At 35.5% G+C, this 24,905-nt stretch carries 24 protein-coding genes and 1 pseudogene; all 25 read right to left on the bottom strand.

Translation table 11 applies throughout. The annotated features are described in order from the left end of the window. Positions 1-181 (bottom strand): GDP-mannose 4,6-dehydratase (locus tag DWV53_RS12820; RefSeq protein ID WP_118154605.1); only part of this gene is annotated, 181 nt, incomplete at its 3' end. A 198-nt stretch (positions 182-379) separates the two neighbouring features. Continuing rightward, positions 380-1,072, bottom strand: coding sequence for a TatD family hydrolase (locus tag DWV53_RS12815; protein ID WP_118154602.1), 693 nt, complete (start codon positions 1,070-1,072; stop codon positions 380-382). Next, positions 1,069-2,490, bottom strand: coding sequence for a Qat anti-phage system QueC-like protein QatC (qatC, locus tag DWV53_RS12810; RefSeq protein ID WP_006848592.1), 1,422 nt, complete (start codon positions 2,488-2,490; stop codon positions 1,069-1,071). The genes DWV53_RS12815 and qatC overlap by 4 nt, the downstream gene beginning before the upstream one ends. Further along, a complete protein-coding gene (locus DWV53_RS12805; protein WP_118154599.1) occupies positions 2,475-3,221 on the bottom strand; it encodes a hypothetical protein in 747 nt (248 codons plus the stop codon). The genes qatC and DWV53_RS12805 overlap by 16 nt, the downstream gene beginning before the upstream one ends. 2 nt (positions 3,222-3,223) lie before the next feature. Further along, on the bottom strand, positions 3,224-5,050 hold the full coding sequence (locus DWV53_RS12800) for a KAP family P-loop NTPase fold protein (protein WP_118154596.1): 1,827 nt from the start codon (positions 5,048-5,050) through the stop codon (positions 3,224-3,226). Between the two features lie 272 nt (positions 5,051-5,322). Next, positions 5,323-5,580: pseudogene (locus DWV53_RS12795) on the bottom strand (dTDP-4-dehydrorhamnose 3,5-epimerase family protein); the annotation flags it as partial. A 43-nt stretch (positions 5,581-5,623) separates the two neighbouring features. Next, a complete protein-coding gene (locus DWV53_RS12790) occupies positions 5,624-6,346 on the bottom strand; it encodes a glycosyltransferase family 4 protein (protein ID WP_181992498.1) in 723 nt (240 codons plus the stop codon). Positions 6,347-6,387: 41 nt separating this feature from the next. Next, the gene (locus tag DWV53_RS12785) at positions 6,388-6,744 is read right to left on the bottom strand and encodes a glycosyltransferase (RefSeq protein WP_118154590.1); all 357 of its coding nucleotides are present in this window, start codon (positions 6,742-6,744) and stop codon (positions 6,388-6,390) included. Between the two features lie 79 nt (positions 6,745-6,823). Continuing rightward, on the bottom strand, positions 6,824-7,960 hold the full coding sequence (locus tag DWV53_RS12780) for a glycosyltransferase family 4 protein (RefSeq protein ID WP_118154587.1): 1,137 nt from the start codon (positions 7,958-7,960) through the stop codon (positions 6,824-6,826). A 52-nt stretch (positions 7,961-8,012) separates the two neighbouring features. After that, a complete protein-coding gene (locus DWV53_RS12775) occupies positions 8,013-9,263 on the bottom strand; it encodes a hypothetical protein (protein WP_118154584.1) in 1,251 nt (416 codons plus the stop codon). A 54-nt stretch (positions 9,264-9,317) separates the two neighbouring features. After that, positions 9,318-10,274 carry an AbiH family protein gene (locus tag DWV53_RS12770; RefSeq protein ID WP_220432010.1) on the bottom strand — a complete coding sequence of 319 codons (957 nt, stop codon included), beginning with the start codon at positions 10,272-10,274 and terminating at the stop codon, positions 9,318-9,320. A gap of 25 nt (positions 10,275-10,299) precedes the next feature. Continuing rightward, positions 10,300-10,944 carry a hypothetical protein gene (locus tag DWV53_RS12765; RefSeq protein WP_118154579.1) on the bottom strand — a complete coding sequence of 215 codons (645 nt, stop codon included), beginning with the start codon at positions 10,942-10,944 and terminating at the stop codon, positions 10,300-10,302. A gap of 110 nt (positions 10,945-11,054) precedes the next feature. After that, positions 11,055-12,104, bottom strand: coding sequence for a glycosyltransferase family 4 protein (locus tag DWV53_RS12760; protein WP_118154576.1), 1,050 nt, complete (start codon positions 12,102-12,104; stop codon positions 11,055-11,057). A gap of 36 nt (positions 12,105-12,140) precedes the next feature. Next, positions 12,141-13,373: a Coenzyme F420 hydrogenase/dehydrogenase, beta subunit C-terminal domain gene (locus DWV53_RS12755; protein WP_118154573.1), complete on the bottom strand. Its 1,233-nt coding sequence runs from the start codon at positions 13,371-13,373 to the stop codon at positions 12,141-12,143. Continuing rightward, the gene (locus DWV53_RS12750) at positions 13,370-14,476 is read right to left on the bottom strand and encodes a polysaccharide pyruvyl transferase family protein (RefSeq protein WP_118154570.1); all 1,107 of its coding nucleotides are present in this window, start codon (positions 14,474-14,476) and stop codon (positions 13,370-13,372) included. Before DWV53_RS12750 ends, DWV53_RS12755 begins: the two co-directional genes overlap by 4 nt. A 4-nt stretch (positions 14,477-14,480) precedes the next feature. Next, positions 14,481-15,485, bottom strand: a complete 1,005-nt coding sequence (locus DWV53_RS12745; protein ID WP_118154567.1) for a hypothetical protein — start codon at positions 15,483-15,485, stop codon at positions 14,481-14,483. Between the two features lie 47 nt (positions 15,486-15,532). After that, entirely contained in the window at positions 15,533-16,858 is a 1,326-nt protein-coding gene (locus tag DWV53_RS12740) for an O-antigen polymerase (RefSeq protein WP_118154564.1), read from the bottom strand. After that, positions 16,851-17,804 carry a glycosyltransferase gene (locus tag DWV53_RS12735; protein ID WP_118154561.1) on the bottom strand — a complete coding sequence of 318 codons (954 nt, stop codon included), beginning with the start codon at positions 17,802-17,804 and terminating at the stop codon, positions 16,851-16,853. Before DWV53_RS12735 ends, DWV53_RS12740 begins: the two co-directional genes overlap by 8 nt. After that, positions 17,794-18,798: an NAD-dependent epimerase/dehydratase family protein gene (locus tag DWV53_RS12730; protein ID WP_118154558.1), complete on the bottom strand. Its 1,005-nt coding sequence runs from the start codon at positions 18,796-18,798 to the stop codon at positions 17,794-17,796. Before DWV53_RS12730 ends, DWV53_RS12735 begins: the two co-directional genes overlap by 11 nt. 7 nt (positions 18,799-18,805) lie before the next feature. Continuing rightward, complete coding sequence (locus DWV53_RS12725) at positions 18,806-19,735, bottom strand: ATP-grasp domain-containing protein (RefSeq protein WP_181992497.1); 930 nt, start codon at positions 19,733-19,735, stop codon at positions 18,806-18,808. Position 19,736: 1 nt separating this feature from the next. Then, positions 19,737-20,963 (bottom strand): pyridoxal-dependent decarboxylase, encoded by a 1,227-nt coding sequence (locus DWV53_RS12720; protein WP_118154552.1) that lies wholly within the window; start codon positions 20,961-20,963, stop codon positions 19,737-19,739. A 1-nt stretch (position 20,964) separates the two neighbouring features. Continuing rightward, complete coding sequence (locus tag DWV53_RS12715; protein WP_118154549.1) at positions 20,965-22,074, bottom strand: DegT/DnrJ/EryC1/StrS family aminotransferase; 1,110 nt, start codon at positions 22,072-22,074, stop codon at positions 20,965-20,967. Between the two features lie 20 nt (positions 22,075-22,094). Continuing rightward, the gene (locus DWV53_RS12710; protein WP_118154546.1) at positions 22,095-23,528 is read right to left on the bottom strand and encodes a lipopolysaccharide biosynthesis protein; all 1,434 of its coding nucleotides are present in this window, start codon (positions 23,526-23,528) and stop codon (positions 22,095-22,097) included. A 9-nt stretch (positions 23,529-23,537) separates the two neighbouring features. Then, complete coding sequence (locus DWV53_RS12705) at positions 23,538-24,635, bottom strand: acyltransferase family protein (protein WP_220432009.1); 1,098 nt, start codon at positions 24,633-24,635, stop codon at positions 23,538-23,540. A 30-nt stretch (positions 24,636-24,665) separates the two neighbouring features. Continuing rightward, on the bottom strand, positions 24,666-24,905 hold a 240-nt coding region (locus DWV53_RS12700; RefSeq protein ID WP_181992496.1), incomplete at its 5' end, for a GDP-mannose 4,6-dehydratase.

The following is a 24,905-nucleotide window of genomic DNA, read 5'->3' as shown; positions in this document are numbered from 1 at the left end:
TATCACCCTTTACGAAAGTATAGTTAGGCTTATCCTCGATGTCCTTGAGGTTAGCCAGATTACCTGCGTAAGTCAACTTGTCGAGGTTGATGATGTGATACTCAGGATATTTGTTCACGAAAAGTCTTACTACGTGTGAGCCGATGAAACCAGCACCGCCCGTTATTACAATATTCTTCATCCTAATCAATGTATATATTCGAACACAAATTACACGAATCATTCTGGAGAAACTATAACCTCTATATTCGTGTTATTCGTAAGATTCGTGTTCAAAAAAATTAATATTCTAAATTCTTTTTTAATGTTTGATCTTTCTCTTCAAGGATTGAAAGGAGATATTTGCCATAGTCATTCTTCAACATTGGCTGTGTCATAATCAATATTTCATTCTATTTATCAAACATCTGAAATTTTGATATATTTCATATTCCGACATATTAAGATATTCTAATGTATTTCTGATGTTATAATGTTTATTGTAAGGCGCATCACTCTCTGTAAGAATTCTTTCTTTAGGTATTGTTGATAATATTTTCCTTCCATTAGCCGATTTCGTCATGGCTTCGTTTACAGAGAAATAATATCCAGCTGAGACGATATTTGTTATCAACGATATGCTTCCTGAATACCAATGAAAAATAACGTTTGGTATCCTGTATTCTAAAAGTAAAGCAAGTAACTCTTTCTCTGCTTTTCGAGAGTGTACACTTACAAGTTTATGGGTATCACCAGATATTTTAGAAAGGATATGTCTCAAACTTTTTATTTGAATGTCTTTTGAGTTTGAATATGCAGAAGAAAAATCCAACCCTATTTCTCCTATGTATGAAGTGAAATTAACGAGACTGTCAAACATAAGCAATTCATGCTGTGATGTGGCAGCCAACTGTGGGTGGAAACCTAGTGATAAACGTATGTGTTTATATCCCACAACATGTGCTTTTCCCATTCTGTAATGACTAGGCAGATTTGTCATTCCTATAATTATATCACCGTGGCTTTCAGCCTTACTGATATAATCTGTAGGATTTTCCATCATATCATAATGGCAATGTGTATCTATTGTCATACGATTCCTGCTTTACCTTTGATTTCGGGAGTTCCTTTTCTTGCAATCCAATCTTTTACTTGCTGATATGAATGTAACGCTAACGATACATAATCATCGAGCTCCTGCTTGCTACGTATTCCATTCATAAAGAGTTCTCTTCGGATGATATTTGCATCCATTCGATTCTTTATAAAATACAATAAGGCATTGAAATCATGGTTTCTTTTCTGTTTATGAATATTCAAATTGTACTTGGTTCCATGCATGACATCGGTTCCAACATATTCTGCTGAATCTAATCCTATAATATCTAAAGAAACTCTTCTATACAAGCATGGCAGACACATTCCGCAATGAGTGATTTTTTTATTGCGTATAACGTCACCTGGTTTATCCCAATGACTATTATGCCCTCTTTTTGCACAAGAACAAGATTTTGAGTATAATTGTCTTAAAATTACACTCTTATTCACATCATTATCACAGTCTTTCATCATGTCTGCTTTTGATTTCAATCTGTATGGATTGTAAAAAGTATTGTTGATACCGACCAATTGAAGTGCTTCTTGTATTCGTTTTATGAATGTGGGATGAGTAGTCCTTGTACTACAAGCACTTCTACGCCCGCTATCCAAAGGTATATTTATTGATATTGTTCCATTTTCGGGTACTATTAGTGGGGTGTTTGGTGACATTTTATGGGCTACGTATATTCCAGCGGCAAAAAACAACAATGACCTTGAACGAAATGTGCTTTCTGATGGAGTTCCCTTTACATTCCATGACTTAGGCTTTAAACCTGCATTTAGAAGTACTTGCTCAAATTTGTTTTGGAAAATGTTGTTTTCTCTGCAATATCCTAAAATACTTTTTTGGTCGCAATGTTCTTTACCCAATTCCATATGAGAAACAAGCAGTATCTTTTTATTGACAGACAACGTATTTGTTTCATCAATAAAACCGATTAATGAGTCTAAACCGCCAGAGAATAAAGCAACTTTTTCAAACTCTTGTGGGTCGTAATCTCTAATATTTTTTGTCGGACGATAATCATAAGGATTTGCTTGAACGAAATGTATGTTCCAATTGTCTCCAGTAAGAAAGCTTATGGCTCTATTAAAAGCCTCGCGTCCATGATTCATCATGGCAAGATTGATAACAGGTACATCCAACAATACTAAATCTCGCTTCCATCCATCGTCTGAATATAACAAACGATGGACTGCTCTATCCACATTATATACTATCAAGGCTAATACAAGAAAGTCAAAAGCTACAGATGTTGTGTCCCGCGAGAACTCCCATAGTTGTTTGGGATTGAATTTTGTATCGACTGAGCGAATTTGTCCGTCAATTCCTTGGAAAGAAATAGTAAAAGTTCCAAATACTTCACTTGTTCCTGACGGAGTATAATTGATGTTTATTCTTGTTTCCATATATCTAAAATATCGGATGTTAATGAATCAAGATAGTCTTTTCCGTCTTGGCTATTGAAGTCGATTTGGGTCATTTCTTTGCTCAACTTCTCGTCCAATTCGTTATGCAACCATCCCCTGATCTCTCTCTTTATATCCTCAGGATTGCTTCCTTTATCAAATATGTGACTTTGAAACAATTCCGCAGAGTATTCCAATATATACTCCACTTCAAAGGTTATAATCCATTCACAAATATCATCTTCGCTTGCGTTTTGAAGCCTATCTTCTATCTCTTGTCCATCTTTGCAATCTGACAAAATATCATTCAGCACTTTATCCATGGCATAAGTTGCTGCAGCATCATCCATTGTGGAATCATTGTCTCCAATGATTTCATTCAGAAGTAATTCCTTAAATTCCTGTGGAGTCTTGGGCTTCTGATCTTCAGGAAGATTTTCAACACCTAAACTTGCTATTAGTCCGTATTGCTTGGCATTGTTTAAAACAGTGGTTAACCCTCTTACAGCTCGACCACCGGCACGTCCAAACGAACTACCTCTATTACCACCGTGTCTGCCATTTCCACCGCCCCTATACAACCCATTACCAAGGGCAGAACCAAAGTTTCCTATAAACTTTGCGTTTGTCGCAGCTTTGTTCTCTGCACCTTTTGCAATGCTCGTCATTGCGCGTTTGGTGGCAGACCAATTAGGGGAGGATTTTAAATTATGTGATTGTGATGTACCCATGATTATTGTTTCCTCATTTTTCGTTCTATAGCTTTTGTTAAAGAATTTCCCTTCGGCAATGATTCTATATAAGCACGTATATCATCGTTCAATGATAGCATTCTTACAAAGAAAATATCAGCTTTAGCATCTATATCTTCTGCCTTCATATTATGGAATAACAACCTTAATCTATCTATATCATTGTTCATCAATAGATTTTCTTCATCGGCATTAAGAATTGTCCAACAAGTCTCGGATTTTGGTTCTTGTTTAAGTTTCTCATTTATTAAACGAATTATCATTGCTTTTTCAGTATCATCACAAGCATTAATTATATCAGGCAACTCTCGTTTCATTACCCGATTTGTTTGTATAGAACACAATCTTTGGAATAGCAACATGACTTTATTTGTAATTAAAGAAGCTATTGGCTTTTCATTCTTCAAGGCATCACGTGCCACCCAAAAATAATCTTGTAGATTTATATTCTTTAAAGACGGATCTGAACTTAACCATTGTTTCAGATAGTCTGAAGACCAGTTGTCTTTCCATTGTGGGTCTTGAATGCCATTTTCAGTTTTTGCCTCTTGCTCGACATTTCCTAATGGTAGAACTCCTTCATTTGTCTTCTGCAGTCTATAAAGCTCTTCAAAACGAGAATTGTAGAGGGAATTGTACTCCAAAACCATAAGTTTGGTTAACACATCAGGACGAATATCTCTGAAGCCTGCTACTTCCGCTAACTCCTGACGTACATACAATGTGTTTAGGAAACGCTTTAGTTGTCGTGGATTTCCATTCAAGAATTGTTTAATAATCGGAACTATCGGCAAACGATATTCTACCGCATAAAAATCTACATTTTGAATATTTGCCTTGATGTCATCTATATTGTACTTGGAATGCTTGTCTGTTTTTCTGAATTCCAAATATTTCTGATGGATTTCGTTGAAATGTATCTCACTCAAATGATTTTTGCATAAAAGAAGCGTGATATAGGTTTCTTGCTCATTGTCCGACAAACGTGGCAGTTTATATGGCAATTGAATAAGTTTCTCCAAATAGTCAGAAAATGGACTGGATATATCCTCTTTCTTCATCTGAATTGGATAATGCTGACTTATGGCATATTCAATGATACGTTCATCCGCACCAATCACGAAAGCTGTTTTCTTTACATTTACGAACAACTTGACAGCCTCCAAACATCCGATAATTCTTTTAGGATCACATCTATCTAAATCATCAACATAGACAATAACGGCTTTATATCCCATGTCATTAACCAAATCCTCGAAAAGTTCTCTGAAAGTGGCAATGAATTTTGAAGTATTACCTTTGGTTACGTCTTCAAGTAGGTTGTTATATTTATCCTTTCCCGTTATCTTATCTATGTCATCCTTTTTAGGTAGCCATTTCTTCATCCAATCAGGAGTCAGGTTGTCATATGCTTTTTTAAGAATGAAGACACCAACTTTCAGAAAGTTTATTCTTGCAAGTAAATCGTCTGCTCGCTCAAATACATCTTTCCGTGTGTTAATGTCTTTGTCAAGTGCTTCCAATATACTTTCTATCATTGTCAGCTTGGTGGAGTCATAACTCTCAAACTGCCAACTGTTGAAATAAACTTGGAGTATGATACTATGCTGCTCATTTTGTTGTGACTTCTCCCATTCCTGCAATGATTGCTGAAGCAATAACATCAAACTGCTTTTTCCAGAGCCCCAATTGCCAAACACTCCAATTGAGATAGGCAACATGGCATCATTCAATATTATCTTTTTGAGCAAGTCTGCATGAACTTGATAGCCTAACAAATCTTGCGTTGTTTCATTGTCTGACCACATAAATTACATTTGTTTTATGATTTAATTTATTTTGCACTCTCTGCGAATTCAACAAGCAAGTGCAAAATTACGTAATGTTTTTGTAAAAGCACTCCTTTGGTGTTGAGAAATTCAAATTCTTTCTTGGTCTCTCATTATTTTTGCCATAAACTTTGTTATTTCCTGCTGGCTGATTTTTGTCCCCCCATACCTCTAGAACCTATAGGCAATTCGATACCCAAGCGATTCATCCAAGATAGAGATACCCCCATCAGCCTCAGGGTGATAGAAGTTATCACTCTACCCTTCACGCATCTCACCAGCTTGCTCTGTGTAAACGGAGGTCTCTGGAAATGCAAGCCACGCATCACACCATAACTGCTCATGCTCTCATTGTCCTGGCAAAACTCCACCTTGTAGCCCACCAATGGCTCTACTTTCTCTTAAAACTCACGCTCGCTGAAGCTCTAGATGAAATAGCCACGAGCATCTCTAAACAGGCGAGGCTCAAAGATGAGTACGCCATCTATATTTGTCTTTATTACGTTCATCTAAATTTATATTTTTATTGATTACAAATCATGATGATAAAACCTACTTTCCTTCAGTAAGTTCCTCAAACATTTCAATATGTTGATCAACAACTCTTGAAATGTCATAGTTCTCTATTACTTTTTTCAAAGCCTTGGATTTCATTTCTGTAGCTTCCTTCGGATGACGATATAACCAGAGAACCTTATCTGCGGCATCTTGCGGATTATCTACTTCCACTAACAGACCATCAACACCATCATCTACCAATGTAGGGATGGCATCAATCTTTGTGGCAACGACATTCTTCTCAGCTGCCATATACTCAACAACAGCCAAGCCAAATCCTTCCCACCTAGACAAGAGCATCGCTACATCAAAAACTTTCAAGTAACTATATGGCTCGTCAGTCCAACCAGTTACAACAAGTTCCAAACCATTCTCCTTGGCAAAAGCATTGACTTCTTCCTCTTCCTCACCGCTTCCTACTATGATGAAAGCAGAGTTAGGAATTTCATCATGTATCAACTTGGCTGCACGGATAAACACATCAGGCGCTTTCTGTGGAGAAAGTCTTCCAATCATACCTACCACAAAAGCATCTTCCGCAATGCCAAGTTCACTTCTAGATTTAACTACAGCATTCTTTACAGAATTCACATCAATACCATTCGGAATCAAAGCTAGCTTATCATCCTTAGCAATGTGTTCACGCTCTGCCGAAGCCTTTTCTGCCTTAGAGATACAAACAATCTTGTCTGTACAAGGAGATAAGATTTTCTCCAAACACAGATATATTATACTTTTCAGTTTCATCTGATAAAAAATTACTTGATGTTAAAAGCCCAACCATGAGGATTGTAAACTACCTTGCAATGCAAGCCGATGGCTGCCAAACGTCCTAAGCCACCAGCAAAACTGCTATGACAATACATGATATCAGGATTGACCTTTTTGATTTCCTGGCGAATAGCTCTAACTTTAGCAATCACTTTCAAAGGTGAAAATGATTGCATAAGATCCATTTGCTTCACACCATCAACCATCTTGCTATATGTACTTTCATCATAATTGAGAGAACAGATGAAATACTGCCTTATTCCCTTGTTCTCCAATCGTGGCAGGAGCATCTGGAGATAACGCTCTACGCCACCTGCACATTCGGCGATATGAAGTATCTTCATGCTGCCACCCTCCTTTCTTCATGATGAAGGGTAGCATCATAACTGACAGATACCTGAATTACATTATCAATGTTAGTCTTTAGGAGGACAAGATGTGCCCCCCCCCATATCTCTGATTATAAACCATATTATATTGATTTTGCAAGTATTTAATTCTATTTTCTATGAAGAATTCTTCCAGGAATAAAGCTCTGGATTTCTCCTCCATAGATGTTCTCAATTCTTTGTCATTTACGAGTTGGATAATCTTGTCAGCATAGGCATCTGCATCCAAAGGTAGGAGATAACCATTCTCGCCATTTCTTACGCAATCCTTATTTCCAACTACATCACTGGCTATAATCGCCTTGCCATTCGCCATAGCTTCAATGATAGCCAAAGGCAAACCTTCATAAAGAGCAGTAGATATATAGAACATCGACTTACGTACAAACTCCTGACAGTCTGCATGATTAATCCAAGGTTCTAAGCGAATGGAATCTTCCAATCCTAACTCATGCATTTTGGCTTTCATCGCTTCCAATTCTGGAGAATGATAGCCAACACCAAGCAAGATAAATTTGAGATTGTATCCTCTATCCTTTACTTTCTTGATGACATCAAGCAAAAACAAAGGATTCTTCTGGTAGCATGGTCGCCCGATATAGCAAGCATAAGGCTCAGATATATCAACTATTTTTCCCCTTTCAAGAGATGAATCTGGCACGGCATTATGCCAAACCAATGCATGCTCTTCAGAATAGCCAACCTCCTTGATTGCCATTTCCTGTTCGGACTCCGAACAAGCCAATACGTATGTCTTGAAACGAGTCAATCGTTCTATAGTCATAAACACCCATCGTTTCAACTTCGAAGGAGTACAGAGATAAGAAAAAGCATGAGGCGTATAAAATGTCTTCACACCTGTAATCCATCCCGCAGTTCTTCCAATGATGCCACCTTTTGCACTATGGCAATGAATCACATCCGGCTTCTCCTTCCTTATAATCTTGACAGCTTCCAGCAAAGCCTTCAAATCATTCAAAGGATTGAGCGAGCGGAACAATGATATAGGATATTCCTTTACCGCTACACCATTTCTGATGACTGGTTGATGCTTATCATCCTTACCACAGGCTATGACATACTCATTACCTTCCACCTTATTATATATAATAGAGTTTCGGATATAAATATCCAAGCCTCCTATCATCTGACCGATATGTAATATCTTCATAATGCACTATATATTTTTTGTACAAAATCATTTTTAGGAAAAATCCTCACCATTACTTTTTATTAGCAAAAGCTGTTAACAAAGGAGTCAAGAAAAAACAATAAGATATATCATATTCTTTTTTAAATTGTGTTACGCCCTGCGGAGTCAACAAGTCATTTATTTGTTCTCTTTTCGCCAATATACATTTTACTCCATCCTTGGAGACTTGATAAAAAGTCAGAATCGAACTTTGAGACTTCATACGACGTTCTATATACGGTAACCGAATCAACGCCTCAAATTCTTCTTTATTGGATATAGAACCATAAGTCACAAACTCGGTTACATAATATACAGCTTCTATCTCCTCGTTTTTAACTTTCAACGCAATTTCATTTATCTTGCGATAAAATGTAGTTCTAAGAGTTGCATCAAAAGAAACTATAGCGATGGTATCATCCGCATATTTAACAAAAAACGTTGGCATTATATGCTGATGTTGTTTTAAGTATATCTGCGAATGCATGGATACAAAAAAAGCAAAATCATCATATAACTGTCTCTTCATTCCAAAATTCTCGTATATTCTCCCTACTGGCATTTTGTTATACGGAATATTAGACTCCAGTATTTCTCCTCCAATAAACTGTTGTTTTTGGACCAAATAACAATAATCCCTTATGAAGGTAAAGGTTTTACCATCAATTGAGTGAGCTAATTCTATATTCTTTTCCAATAATGTTGCACATGTTGAATCTTGAATATTTAAATCCTTATACATCGCAACCATGAAAGCCATCATTGCCTTGATAGCTTTCATAGATAAATTGAAAGCATCTACTTTCTTATCCTCTTCTGTAAAAAAATACACAAGAGAGAAATTAACTTCAACAGGATTTTGCTTTTCGAACTCACTTATCAATTCTTTTTGAAGTTTTTCAAACGACTCATCATATTCTATAGTATATTCTTTCTCTAAGATTATCTCCGAAGAATTTGTTGAATATACAACTACCTGCAAATGTTTATGAAGATTGAATGGTTGCTTGTGAACCGAGCCTACACGCTTATCATTCATCCATTTTGATAGTTGTTCATCCTTCAACAAGAACTCTTTCAGATTTTTCTGATATATAGGATTGTTTTTTCCGCCTAATGATGTCTGTAATACCAAAGTAGAACTTCTGTACTCAGAAAAGAAACCATCAAAATCAGAGATGTTATCATAGAAATCATTGGAAACTGAGAAATTATCCAAATGCTTTAAAGCACTATAAACTTTCTGAAGAAACGGGATTAATATTTTATCATTTTGCTCCATAATCGTTATATTTTTAACCTTGTCAAATGCAATATCAAACCACCATATTAATAATCAAATATCAGTAAAGAACTCTTTCGTCTGAATCTGCAGAATTTCATTTTTCCTATTTTGATACCAATTAAGAAATGTATCACTCATCTTTTGCTCCTCATCATCAGTACAAAATATATTTAATTCATTATTCTGAAACAACATAGAAGTCCGACCGTAGTTCATCTTATGAAGAGTACGCATAATTTCTATTCTAGAAGCCTCATTATAAGTAAAAATCGTTATTATTCGCCGTTCACTTTTCTCTAAGTTTTCTTCACATTGATGTTTAAAGAACGATTGAAAATAATGATAATCGTTGTCACCAAGTGAATGCCCGAAGAATACAACCTCGTCAGCATCTCTTAAATCAAACCCTACAGGATGACTTGAATAATGTATATTAAAACTTTTCCTCATAAAATCGTATGCTCCATCTATGGTATCAACCTGATCGTTTATTCCCAATATCGCAGAGTTATCAGATAAACAACCATGCACATACTCAATATTAGACATTTCCGGTAACAGGAACTGTCGTGCTACTCTATTTAAATCAGTATAATTAAAAGAGTAAATCTTACTAAATGAAGAGTTTTTACAAGCCAAAGAAAAAACTTTAGCAGCTAATGTCTCAGTCTTTACGTTTTTTCTCTGAACAGACTGTAGGTACGAAATCATTGAGGCAACTATAATTTTAAAATCTTGAGCATCTTCCTGCGCTGTTGCAGGAATCAACGCTCTATAAGATGAAACTGTATTGCCCATCTTTTGAACATAATTAGCAAGTTCACCCTCTAAATCAAACCATTTCTCTATTTGAGATTTTTGGCTTAGGTATCTATACAACTGGCTTTTCAAGTTCTTGGGCCAAAATTCGCTTTTAGCAAAATCTGAATACCTCGTATTTCTACCTAAATCAAGATCAAAGCCATTACCGATAATTAGCAAACGCTTTGGTATTCTTTTTTCTTCCATAGACTTCATCATAATTATTTTTCAATCAATTATCTACCTGAGAGGACAAGACTTTCATGATGCGGAACAGATGAGCAGAATCTATTCTGTCCAAATCTTCTATAATCAGAACAGTTTTTTCCATCATCTGCTCTAAAGACTTCTGGAAAAAACAAGTAAAAGCATCACATTCGCTGATACTACCCGACTTCCCATAAAATCCATTGAGGTAGTTATCTACTACATGAAGAACATCTTGTTCTTTACGCTTTTCATCAATCGTAGAAACAAGCCCCTTCAAAGCCTTATACCCTTCTTTCAAACCTTTTACAGGAATGACTAAAGCAGCAAAGTCTGCCAGCTTAAACAAAGACTCAACATTGCATACCGCATCAAATATCTTATCATACCCTTCTTTAAAGTCATAGATCCGATTATCCTTTATAAGTTGAAACAGAATATCACGCTTGATATACTCAATGACATCCCGATTCTCCTCAACCACGTAGTTTACAGGATGGAGAGTGATGAAATAGTAATCATTCTTCTTATCTTCATAGCTCTTCATGAACTCTTTCAGAAAGTAAGATTTACCATCTCCAAACCTAGCAGAGAAAATGATTCTACTCTCATTTTCAAACACCTGCTTGAAGTCTTGAATGTTTTGTGAAATATCAATTGTATCCATCATGTCTTTATCTTTTCACTTCCCCCACCATCTTCACAACCAGCATACGGAATTGCTTATAGATGCCCAACTGTAACATTAAGATTCTAATATGCTTTTCCATACTATAAAGTTTAATTCTCTCTTAACAACTTCAGCAGTTTCCCTGCCTCTCTTGCCCAAGAATACTTATCCAACACTTCGCTTGCAGGAGCTATCGGCTCCTTTAGCAACTCATCCAAATCCACATCGTAATTATGAGGATCTATATAATGAGCAGAGTTACCATATACTTCTGGCAAACAAGCAGCTGTTGAAACAATCAGTTCCGCGCCGCATGACAAAGCTTCAATTGGGGGGATACCAAAACCTTCATATACGGCAGGATGAATAAAAGCCCTACATCCCTTCATCAACGATTTGATCTCACCATCGGTCAAATAGCCAGTAAAATGAAGGTTACTATCTTGTAGCTCCTCACTCCCCAACTTGGTAAATCCCTCAGCTCTACCGACAATCACAAACTTTTTATTCGGATTACGCTTTGCTACCTCTTTAACCCAAACAAAATTCTTTTGAGGTGTAAGACTACTCAGGGCCATAAAATACTCCCCGCGATGATAACCTTTTGGAAGTTTATCAAAGATTAAATCATCTTCTTTAACCCGCTGATAGTGTTGCCAAGCATTAGAGATGACATGGAATCGTGCTTCAGGAACATGCATAAACTTAGCAAGTCTAGCTTTTGAATAATGACTAACCGTAATTATAGGATATTTGCTGCGTTTTACAGCATCTATCATCCACATGTGCCATACCTGCGATAACTTTCCATATAGATTCTGAGTTAAGAGTTCATGAATCTCATAAGGAGCTGCATCATGACAACAAACAATACCACTATCCAATAAAGGGCAAGTTGAAGTCAAGTTCACACTTACCAAATGATATTTTTTACAATAGCGATAAAGACTAATCTGCTCCCAGAAATGGCTTTTAACCTTTCCATACTTAACAATCTTAATATTCTTGTAATCAGGTAATGTCTCGGCATACTCTGGTACAACCATGACAAATTCATCTTTCTCACAAATTTTATCTAACTCACGAAGCAACTCCGTTGCAAATCGCTCCTGTCCAGTCAATTTACGGACGACGAAGCGTCCATTAATAGCGTATCTCATAAAAAATCTATTCTTCTATCATTATAGCAAACACAATTACTTTTTCCTTAATACGAATTTCCTTACAAATGCAAATATTCCTAGTTGATTCATTACTTTCTTTACCTTAAATCGCAAAGGAAGGAAATCAGTAAAAAGATTAGCTGTAGGACTAGTCAAAGCACAATACTTATCAAAGAACTCTTGTCTTCTAGGATGCTCATTCACCGAACTCCAAAGCATACTATTCACACAACCTATTGTCTTGTAATTCGTATCTATTAATTTTCCATCCAAACTATGAATCCACTTATCTCCATTCTCATTCATAGCATAGAGACAAGAGCATCCATCATTGCCTGCTTGAGGCACAGACTGATAGAAATCGCCAACTATAATATCCGCCCCATTTTGGTCTGCTTTATATTGGCAATGATTACAAGAATGGCGTAAATAGAGGTCATCTGTAAATAAAAACACATAGGGGTCGCTGAGGAATGTGGGCATGCCCACATTCCTCAGCTTCGTCGAGGTATGTGAGTCTCTAACGCGACCATCGCTAGCCTGCGGGGAAGTAAAAGCATATCTCACATAAGAGGTTTTATAGCCTTTATAACTCTTATCACGCATGTTCACATCAACAAGTTTACCATTATATTTCTTTTCCATAATGGTTTTCCATGCATTCCACACTCCTGGTGATGGAACGCCATGACAAATCACACAAACAGAAATTAAATTACTTCTATCGGTCTTTCCAAGATAAGAATTTAAGCCTGCAGTCTGGCATGGAGTGCCGCAAAAAGCAACTTGCTTACCTTCTCTCAAAGCCCACCGTATCTTTCTATAGCAATTCTGCATGTTACTTTGAACATACTTGGAACTCTGCATCTTATGCAAGTCATCATAAGAATCAGATAGCACATGCACTGCCTCTAAATCAACATTCCATTCGCAACCACATATCAAGCCACCATTCTTCAATACCTCTTTATATAGGTCGAAGACAAAGCCACCAGAGGCAGACTCTTTTCTACGAGAATCTTTCGAGAAATAGAGATAAGCCTTTTTATCCTTAAAGCTCTCTAAAGAAAATTGACTTCGATCAGTAGAGGTGTTGAGATGAGGGCAAGCCTTATCGCAAAGTCCACAATCCACACATTTACTTTCGTCAACATGAGGCATCAGAAACCCATCCTTGTTTGGCAGCATAGTTATTGCCCCATGATTGCAACTATTGGAGCAAGCGGTACATCCGCAGCAATCTTTATCAAAATCAAAATGAATCATAATCCTTTCAAGGCATTTTTAAGGTAATCAAAAGAAGTTTGGCGCAAAGCCTTTTTCTTATCTCGCACAGGGGTAAAATCGGTAGCCATTATCTTATCCACATCTATATTATCCTTTGTGACAAGATGATCAGAAAGTCCCAACTGAGCAAGCAAAGAATGCATACGAGTATCAGCCTTACCAGAGACGATAGAAACGTATGGCTTCTCAAAGGTTGTAGAGAAAGCCGTTCCATGGAAAGAATTGGTAACTACGAATTCTGCATTTTTTATCATGCTAAGAAATTCGCAAGGACCTACATCCAATTTTCTAGGAATACCACAAAACATCTTACGTGGTGGTGGTACTATATTATATACAGGCAAACCTAGCTTCTTTGAAACTTGCTTTGCCGCCTCTATCAAATCAGAATTGGTATTCCAACCGAACATCAATACATATTTTTCCTTTATAAGACGAGGCTTACATATCGGCTCATAGTCCTCCTTGTCCAACAATATTGTTGGATCCAAGGTCAACTCACAATCAATTCCCTTGGATTTCAAGTATTCATAACCATCTTGCTCTCGAATAGAAATCGAATCAAACTCCTTGATCCAAGGCATAAACTCCTCCTCATGTAGATGAGCTATCTTCGTAAAACTAGCAAAGGAAGCTGAGAAAGCCACTCTTCTTTGCTTTTTCGGAAAGTTTAAGAAGAACAAAGGAGTGATGGCTGGATCGTCCTTCACATGGGTAAGATTCCAAATTTGGTCACTTCCACAAATGATACAATCATAGTCCTCGGCATGCTGCTTTACCTCTTCCTCTGTTTTATAGCGTGGAGTAGATTTCAATACATCGAACGTATAGCTATTAAACATTCTCTCTCTCTCATGCAAAGATTTCCAATAAGGCAATCTTGTGATGTTCTTGATAAATTCCTTCAAACGCCTTGGCTTGCGACTAAACATTTCTCTACTAGACACAAAGGCATCTGTCTCAAAATTTATAATCTCACTATCATACCCAAACTTCTTCAAAGTTGTCTGCAAAGCATACGCCTGCAAACAAGCCCCATAGTTGAAGCCTGAATGATAGGTTAATATTCCTATTTTGCTCATAATATTATTCACTTTTCCGTTTTAAATCTTCTTCTACAATTATATTCATCAGTAGTTTTGGACTAAATTCTCCTCGATAGTTGTAGTTTACATTTTTACTGAATATATTAATATTAATCTCATCCACACTATCAAACATCTGCATATAGGCAGGATTATAATAAGGTGAAGAGATTATATTCTTATTATTTGATAACAAACACTTATTATAACAAACAGCCTCTTTGAGCCGCAGCGTATTACCGGTTTGTATTCCATTGATTATTTCAACAATAATGTCATTTTGTTGAACCAACTCTACAACCTCTGCATAACTTAATGGGTGATTATAAATGATACCTTCTTTAGTAGCATTCTTCTTGTCTACCCCATTAATATAAAATGTGCAACTAGCTTTGCCACTCAGCTTATCATATAAAGCATGGAGAGTTTGCAAACGTTCCATGCTTCTGCATCCTCCCACATAAAGTACCTTCATCTTATCATTACTTTGCTTTATGGGTACTTCCTTGATGGGCAACATAGAATAGAAGTCAAAAAACTTAACTCCAAACTCATCGCAATCTTTATAATCAAAGGAATAAACTTGATCAACATGATAATGCTTACAAAATCTCTCAAACTCAGATTTATTCCTTGCCATTTTCATTGTTCTAATATTATCCGGCATATAGAGAACAATGCAAGCATTGCGTTCTTTTTTGAGTCTGGCAATATAATGAGCAGAGAATTTGATTCCGGTCTGAAAGATGATATAGTTACGCTTCTTAGAATCAAGATCCTCAAGGCGAAGCGTATTCGTTTTATCCCATAAGCATTTCATAGGTAACCAAATTTTGTGATTGGCCAGATTAGAAAAATGAAATTTACGTAGTTTTCGAAAAACACGTAACAAAGGAAGACAACTATCTAACATGACATTAGCACCTACAGATTGAGCATCACGCCATACAATATCAGGCCAGGAATCTGTACTAGCTTCATTAAGTATAATAGTAAAAGAATTCATATTTTAACTTATTTCTTTTAACAATTCTATCTGCAAATTCTCGTATATTAATTATTTTTTTTCTTTATCAATAACTTTTTAAAATAAAACCAATACATAACCAATAATACAAGAAGTGTCAATATACCAGTACTTGACAATAGGATCCAATAACAATTATCATAAAAAGCCAAGGCTATAATCGAAACATAACAATAAACATAAACTAAAAGTCGTTTATTCCTTGTATATGAGGAGTAAGAACAAACTATATATTTATAATAATATCTGCCAAATAAAAAATATGAAAGAAATATAAATATAGCCATACCTAAAGGACCAAAATCTAAATATGCACTTCCAAATACAGTTTGTGCATTTCCCGATTTATTAGAATTACCTCCAAGATAAACCATACCACTTCCAATTTTCTCGGATTTTGCATCGTCACCAAATCCCAACAAATCATATAATCCGATAAATGTATAGTTACCAAATCTATTGTATTCCCATTTATGTCTTCCGTCTTCAACCTTCAAATTAAAAACCTGTATAGGGCTTCCTGCATAATAGGAAATATACTCAAACGTTTCTATTTTATCACGTTGAGAGGCATTATTCTTAACAATTAAACTTACAGCACTAAATAGAAAAACAAAGGCTATTCCCAGCGGCAGCCCAATTTTTAATACCTTTTGTATATATAGTTTCTTCCAATTACTACTTTCTCTTAAAAATAAATAAGAAACTAATATTAAACCAACCATAACTTTGAATATATTCAAACGCCCGCCACTGGCCAAAGTTATAACGACGGTACACAGGAAAGGAATTAAATGCCTCCATTCTTTTTTAAAGTGCGACTTTGCTAAAAAAACATTATTGGCAAAAATTAAGGAGTGAATATAACTGGCAGCAGTAACAACCTTATACATTTGCTTTATTAATGGATTCATTTTTGCATTCAAGTCTTCCATATTAGCTTTAACCTCTCCAATAGCACTTAAATCATTATACCCCAACATCTGACCAAGTTTACTGATTTCATGAGCATATAAATATGTTGCGACAATATAGAATAACAACAGGTAATTACAATATTTAATATTATAATATTGAACTTTATTATTCTTTACAGATATTTTGTGGGAATATTGTTTAAAACACAACACCTCTGCAACAGATAAAGAGATTAATCCCACTCCTATAAGATAGGTAGTTTCATTAGAAATAGAAATATTCCAAAGTAAGGATTGAAAATAAAGTAATATAACACCTACACAAACTGTTACTAAGGTAAATGCTGCACTAGAAAAGAATTCATATCTAGTTTTCTTTAAAACTATAATCCATAAAACTAATGAAAATAATGTTAAAAGCAGAAGATTATTCATGAATAAACAATTTCTTAATATTATAACTAAAAAGATATTGTAACTCTAAAAAACAAGCAGGGAATATATGCCAAAGCATTCGTCGATGGCTAATAACTTCTTTAACATATTTAGTTCCAAACCCCTTGAGCCACAAATCAATACTCTTTGCTAATATAAAATTCAATGTAAGATTTTTATCCGCAATTATTCTTTGTTTTGAATTATTTAAAACAATTTCAACATAATATTCCCATACTTGTAGAAAATGTTGTTGGACTAAGTTTCTGTTAGAGTTTGTCATACTATATCCCACTTTTCTATAAGAACAAGTATTATGATCCAAATAAATACAATTACCTAATAAGGATGCTGCAAGAAATAAATTATAATCTAAGGATTTATTGCAATCCAAATATAATTTAGATTCTAACACTTTTCTATTAACCATACAACTTACAGTCATTACAACATTTCGAAATAATAAAAAAGGAAGTATATTTCCACTTTTAGATTTGCGCATATTATAATGTAAATCATACCGATATATACTATTTCCTGTTTCATCTACAGTTGAAAAAGCAGTATACACCATAGTGTTTTTAGAATCACTTTCTATTGCAGTTACCTGTTTCTGTAATTTTAATGGATCAATCCAATAGTCATCCCCTTCACAAAATGCGACATACTTACCCTTTACTCTTGGAAATTGATAAGTTTTCCAGATACCCACACCCTTTGAATATTGATTTTCTTTCTGAATAATCGGCTTAAATATATCTGGATATTTATTAGTATATTCTATAATTATTTCTGCCGACTTATCCGTAGATGCATCATCATGTACCAAAACTTCAAACTTAAAATTGGTCTTTTGCATGACAAAGCCATCAAAGCATTGGCGAAGGTATGGTTCGTGATTATAAACATCACAAACCACACTTACTAAAATATTATCATTTTTCATAATCCTCACCCTTTCCCCATAGCTTCGCAAATGGTTCGGTTTTCATCTCATTATAAAAATCCTGCATTGCTTCTATATATGAATATATTGGTTCATAACCTAACTCCTTTTTTGTCTTTGATATATCAAAGTGAGCTTCTAAGGCATTAGGCATATCTGGGCGATAAGTGATAACGGAAGGTTTCCCTTTTGGTGAAAATACTTCTACGATACCCTTTATCTGCTCATCCAAAGAAACAAGCTCTTTACCTCCTACATTATAAATGCCACCTGCAACTTCGCTCTCTATAGCCTTTCTAACACACTGGGTGAAATCTTTGATATATACAATCTCCTTACGACGACTTGGGTCACCCCATATTTCTATTGGCTCTGAATGCATCGCCTTATCCATCAAAATTCTAAATGGCATCTTTTGATGCTTATAGTGATTATAATGGTATGGGTTAGGATGATATTCATAAATCGTAAAGAATCTAAGCACAAACCAAGATATTCCATATGTAGCTGCATAGTGCTCTATCAAATCTACAGCTGCATTCTTAGCAATCGTATAGATAGAATGGTCTCCTGTTAAAGGAAACTCTCTAGGCATATCTGCTTCAATTGCTATCTCTGTATTATGGTATTTATAGAGATCAAATGGAGTCTGAGGGAATACTATTTTTTGGGCTTTTACTTTTACCATATAATCCAAAACATTCAATGTTCCCAATATTATTGAATTCAACAACTTATCTGGTTGATAATCATATCTCGAAGGAAGTTCTCCTGCAAAATGAGCAACGGCATAAACATCCTCCTGGGGAAGTTTACTAAATGTCTCTTTATCATTGATATCCACAGATACATACTCTATACCATGAGAAGCAAAGAATCCATTATCAGACGTTCTATGACCAGTAGCCACAACTTGATAACCGTGCTTCTTTAAGTCAATAGCAATATAAGCTCCCAAATTTCCGGTAGCTCCAAATACAACGACCTTTTTCATAATAATTTTATTTTTCTATAAAGTATTTAATTTCAATAGATTCTGTGTATTGTACTGGTGAAGGTAATGAATATCCTGCAAAGCATGCCAGATGTGCATTGATGAAATCATAACCAGACTTACAGGAAAAAGCTATACCCGCAGAAAAGCGTGGATTTATATCTATGAGATAAAAATCATCATCATGGTTTATGAATTCCATGTTTACCACACCACTGATTTGCAGTTTTTCACCTATATATTTCACCAAACTTTCCAACTTTGCATTATGGAATATTCTCACGGTAGTACCAGCACCATTCTTAGTACGTAGCAACTCTTCACGAGGTACACAAAACGAACAGCCAGTTAATGGATCTCTAACATAATCAACAGTACATACACTTCCTTCTATCTTTTCTTGGAAGATATATGAAGATATATGCTTTATCTCATTAAGCTGATTCTCATTTTGCAAATAACACAATCCTTCACTACTTCTACCATCACGTGGTTTGGCTACACATGGATATTTTAGTTTCGTTAAATCATCCTCTAAAGTATATGTTGGCACAGACAGAACTGTTTCATCATCCTTGAAAGCCTTGAACAAGGAATATTTATTACGAGCTATTTTCAAGGTTTCTCTCGAAGAGATGCAAACAGTAATACCTTCTTGCTCAAACAACTCTCGTTTAGGATTAATAACATCAATCTCTAAATCTGTAAGAGGGAACAAGTATTTGACATCATTTTCTTTAGCCAATTTAAGAAGAAACGGAATATATTCTTCCGTATTTGCATAAGGAGCCTGTTCAAAGACATCACATTGAGACGCCTCATAATGCCATTCTTTAGGATATATATCACATCCTATAACTTTATGACCTGCTTTGTGCAAATTATTAATTGCACATAAAGCAGACATTGAGCCTATTGCAGTTAATAAAATATTCATATTAAAACTTAGATTTTTGCAGGAATTCATCAGCAGTCCATCTATCGCGAACTATGCTGATTTTTCCATTATTTATTGAGTAAACTGTAGGAAACCAAGAGATAAAAAGAGGTGAGAATGTCAAGGTATAAGCACCAACTTTGTCAAAGCGTACCATATCACCAACCTCTAGCTGTCTCTCTTGTGCTAATTCAAAAAAAGAATCATACTCTAAACATGTATATCCTACTAAAATTTGCGGACGATTAAATATTGGAGTTTTATTCTGTTGCTCTATTGAATAAAAATAACTATTTATAGTTTTATGCATTAATGGGTCTATATGATTTCGACTTCCATCTAAAACGACAAAATGGGAACGGGCTGTATCCTTGACATCTTCTACTCGTGTATAGTAACTAAAGCAGCCTGCCAAAAGGCTGACACCTGGTTCTATAATAAGTTTAAGACTTTCTGGCATATAACCTCTATCCGAAAGTTCTTTAGAGATGGTTGAAATATAATCAGCCCACTGTGGTTTATTTGGAACCTCACCATAGAAACCACCACCTGCATCTAAATATTCTATATCAGAAAGAGAATATCGCTTTACAATCTCATCAAACTTGCTAACTATATATTGATAAACAGCCAAAGAACGAAGGTTGGTTGAAATATGTAAATGCAAACCAGTTATCTTAACAGTATTGAGACTACGCAAATATTCAATTGCATGTCCTAATTCACCAGTTTCATAACTAAATCCAAATCTACTACCTTTTATTCCTGCTGTAGATGCATTAGGAAATATATCTTCTATGTCATTATTAACACGCAATCCAACTTTAATTATCTCATCAGGATGTTGTCTTGCATATTTTTCTACAAGAACTAATTCTCTTTTTGAATCAATATTTAAATAGCATTTTTGGGTTAGTATTTTATCAATCCAACTTTCATGTTTTATTGGACCATTACATACAATATTACCCCCCCCGAATTGAGCTACCTTATTTATGAAGTCAAACTCATCTTCTGAAACGACCTCCGCTGCAACACCTTCATTATACAAGACTTTTGCTAAATATGGTAACGAATTTGTTTTTACAGAATAAGCAACCAATCCATTAACCCAATATTTCTCAAAAGCCTTATGTATCAAATCTACTTGATTTGCAAGATGATTTTCATCTAACAAGAAAAAAGGTGTAGAAAAGGCTTTAGCCTCTTGGTATGATAAGTATTGCATATTATTTTAAGATACAATCTAAAGTTCTCTGAATGTCCTCATCACTCAAAGCATGATGCATAGGCAAGCAGATTACACTATTTGCCATCTTATGAGCATTAGGCAAATTAGTCGGATCTGCACTCTCCAAGCCACGATAAGTAGAGAACTCGCTAATCAATGGATAGAAATAGCGACGACCTAAAACATTCCGTGACTTCATCTTTGCATAAAGTTCATCACGAGTCATACCATACTTTGACGCATCAATAAAGATAGGGAAATAGCTATAGTTATGACGAACACCAGGCATATCATCGAAGAAGGTAATGCCTTCAACATTGCGCAAAGCCTCACGATACTTGATAGCTACCTGATGACGAGCCTCAATAGCAGCATCTACCTGCTTCAAGTTAAGTAAGCCATACGCACTACGCATCTCATCCATCTTACTATTGATACCAGGACCAACAACCTCGGTTTCTCCTGCAAAGCCGAAGTTCTTCAAGTAATCAATACGCTTCTTGGTTTTCTCATCGTGCATAACCATGGCACCACCTTCGATGGTGTTATACACCTTAGTAGCATGGAAACTCAAAGTACTCATATCACCTGCATTCAAGATGCTCTCACCATTTACTTCTACGCCAAACGCATGAGCAGCATCATAAATAACCTTCAAACCATATTTATCGGCAATATTCTGGATTGCTTTGGTATCACATGGCTTACCATACACATGCACAGGCATGATAGCGGTAGTTTTAGGAGTAATAGCAGCTTCTATCTTGTTAGGATCAAGATTACCTGTCGCAGGGTCAATGTCCACGAATACAGGCTTGCAACCATTCCACCAAATACTATGAGTAGTAGCAACGAAACTATAAGGGGTAGTTATAACTTCGCCAGTAATACGAAGTGCCTGCAATGCAGTAAGCAATGGTAAGGTACCATTGGTAAAGAGACTCACGTATGGAACCTTAAGATACTCTGCAAGAGCAGCCTCCAACTTATGGTGATAATCACCATTGTTTGTTATCCACTTGCTGTCCCAGATCTTCTGGAGTTCAGCATGAAAATCATCCAAATTAGGCAGTAACGGAGAGGTTACTGTTATCAATTTCTTGTCCATAAAAAATATGATTTATAACGTTATTTTCGTTTAACTAAAGATACGAGTTCTTTTAACTCGCTAAATTTAAAGATGTAAGCTAAAGACATATACATTATTATGCCAATTAAGATTCCTACAACCAACTTCTGCAGATTTCCTGCTACCAAACAATTGACCATTAAAATTCCCACATACATTACCACACAGAGTAAGATAGTGGGTAACAAATCCTTCATTTGTTTCAAGAAACCAACATTTATTAATTTACCTGTATAATAAGTATTAATAACTAATGATAAAACAGAGTTGAAGACCTGTCCATAACACATAACAATCAAACCAAATGGTGCTGTAGATACTAACACAAGTACTCCTGTTATCTTTTTGATTATTTCCAAACGTAAGAACAAATCAGACCTACCTCTAACCTGCAGAAGATTTAAATTAATTGCATGAATAGGATACCACATCATCGAAAAACAAAGGATTTGTAATATCTGACTACAAAAAATCCATTGACTACCAATTGCTATGTATATAAAAGGGTTTGCGACTGCAGAAAGTCCTATCATCAAAGGGAAAACAACAAAAGCAGACAACTTCAAGAACCTCCTATAAACCGAAGCCAGTCTTACTTCATCATCCTGTATTTCGCACAACACAGGATAAGTCACTCGTTGAATGATACCAGTAACATTCGACGAAGGAAACTCTGAGAACTGCTGCGCTCTGGTGTAATGCCCTAAACTTGATGCGGAAAAAATCTTTCCTATAACAATTGTATAGATATTACGATATAAAGTTTCCAGTAATCCCGATGCTAATAACTTAGAACCAAAAGAGAATAGTTCATGAAATGATTTCCATGAATATATCCCAATAGGTCGCCATTTGGAAAATATCCAAAGCAAAGTTGTATTCATACCTAAATTTATGAGCTGTTGACAAACCAAAGCCCAAACTCCAAAACCAGCATATGCCATACTAATACCAACTCCACCGGATATGATAGCTGAAATGAAAGAAGCCTTGGCCTGAGTCTTAAAATCAATATTAATAGTCAATAATGCTCTTTGAACGACTGCGAGAGAATTGAATATAATACCCAAGCAGACTATTCGCATCACCAAGCAAAGTTCAGGAGTATTATAGAATTCTGCAACGAAAGGAGCTGTAATAAAGAATATAGCATAAAGTGCACCACTGACGACTAAATTGAAATAAAAGACCGTACTATTATCAACTTCTGTTCTATTTTGTTTGCGAATCAAAGCTTGCGAAAATCCACTATCTATCAGTGACTGTGCTACCGCCAAGAATATAGCAAGCATTCCAATAAGTCCATAATCATGAGGTGTTAGCAATCGTGCCATCACAATCATGATAATAAACTGAACTCCTTGAACAGAGAATCTTTCAAGAGTACTCCATAAAACTCCCTTGACCGTTTTCTGTTTTAAATTATCTGACATAAATTATTTTCAACTGAATTTGACAAGTTGTTTGTCAACAAAAACAAACGTCCATTTTTCTAATGTATGAATTCGTATATAGTCTATGATAATGCATGAGAAAAAAATACAGAATATGCTAACGAAAGAAAGTAACACCAGTTGCTCGCTAGAATATTGCCCAACGCAATCCACAACATCTTTCCATAACCATTGACGCATTGTATCACTATTGGCATGAATGCAAAGCACCCCAAATGTACTTGCACTAATCGTATTTATCAATTTACTCTGCTTAATCGGCAAATCCTTGAAATACATAAATGAACATACCGAAACTATTACTGCAAAAATAGCATTGGAATCAGATACTAATCTATAAGGAATTAACTTAATTCCATATTTTAGATGCAGAAATATAAAACCTATAGTGCTAACCATCGACAATGCTACAGATACCAATGTTAGCATTCCCCACTGAATATTTTTTACTGAAGGAAACAATCCATAAAGACGTATATAAGAAGATATTAAATATAAGACACTGAACCATGTAACATAATTGAAAACAACATGTATCTTAGGTATCATAGCTAAAAAAGTATAAGTAAATAGGCATAATGCCAAAAGATACTGATGCTTCTTTTTATCTAAGTTTCCTACCAGTATATTAAAAAAAGGAATAAAAAGATAAAAGACTAGGAAACAGGAAGTAAAACCATCGTGTATACTTGTAATGGGTAATATTTCTTTCAACATCATTTTTATCGAGAAACTCTCATACCCTGTAGCTACGAATATCGTCCATATCATTATATTATAAAACATTACTTCAAGGAAGAGTTTCAAGAACTTTCTCAAAGTGATATTGGAACGACACATAAAGTAGCCAGTAATCAACACAAAGCAATTGATTCCAGTCTTCCCCCACATACCTATAAGATATAGATAAAGGGAACGAAAAGAAGCAGGATTTTCTGACATCACATCCATCAGTCCACTATTCACTACATAGTGATGCGTAACAATAAGCAGCATCACTATGATACGATATAGCTCTAAATTGGAGCGACGTGTTTTATGCCCCCCCATAACCTGGTCAGTTGTCTTAATATTTATCTTTTCCATTGATATTTACAAGAATCTTTGCCTCATTAGTTATCTATCCTTATACATATTTTCGTAATACTTCTGATACTCCCCAGAAGTAACATGATCCATCCATTCCTGGTTATCGAGATACCATTTTACGGTCTCCTCGATACCCTCCTCAAACTGGAGAGATGGCTCCCAACCCAATTCCTTTTGCAGCTTTCTAGAGTCAATAGCATAACGCATATCGTGACCCTTTCTGTCGGTTACATAAGTGATGAGATCCATATCCTCGCCTTCCTTTCT

It is taken from the genome of Segatella copri (assembly GCF_003465495.1).
Lineage (GTDB): Bacteria > Bacteroidota > Bacteroidia > Bacteroidales > Bacteroidaceae > Prevotella > Prevotella copri_G.
The sequence above is the reverse complement of the archived record's forward strand: the minus strand, read 5'-3'. Positions and strand labels throughout refer to the sequence as shown.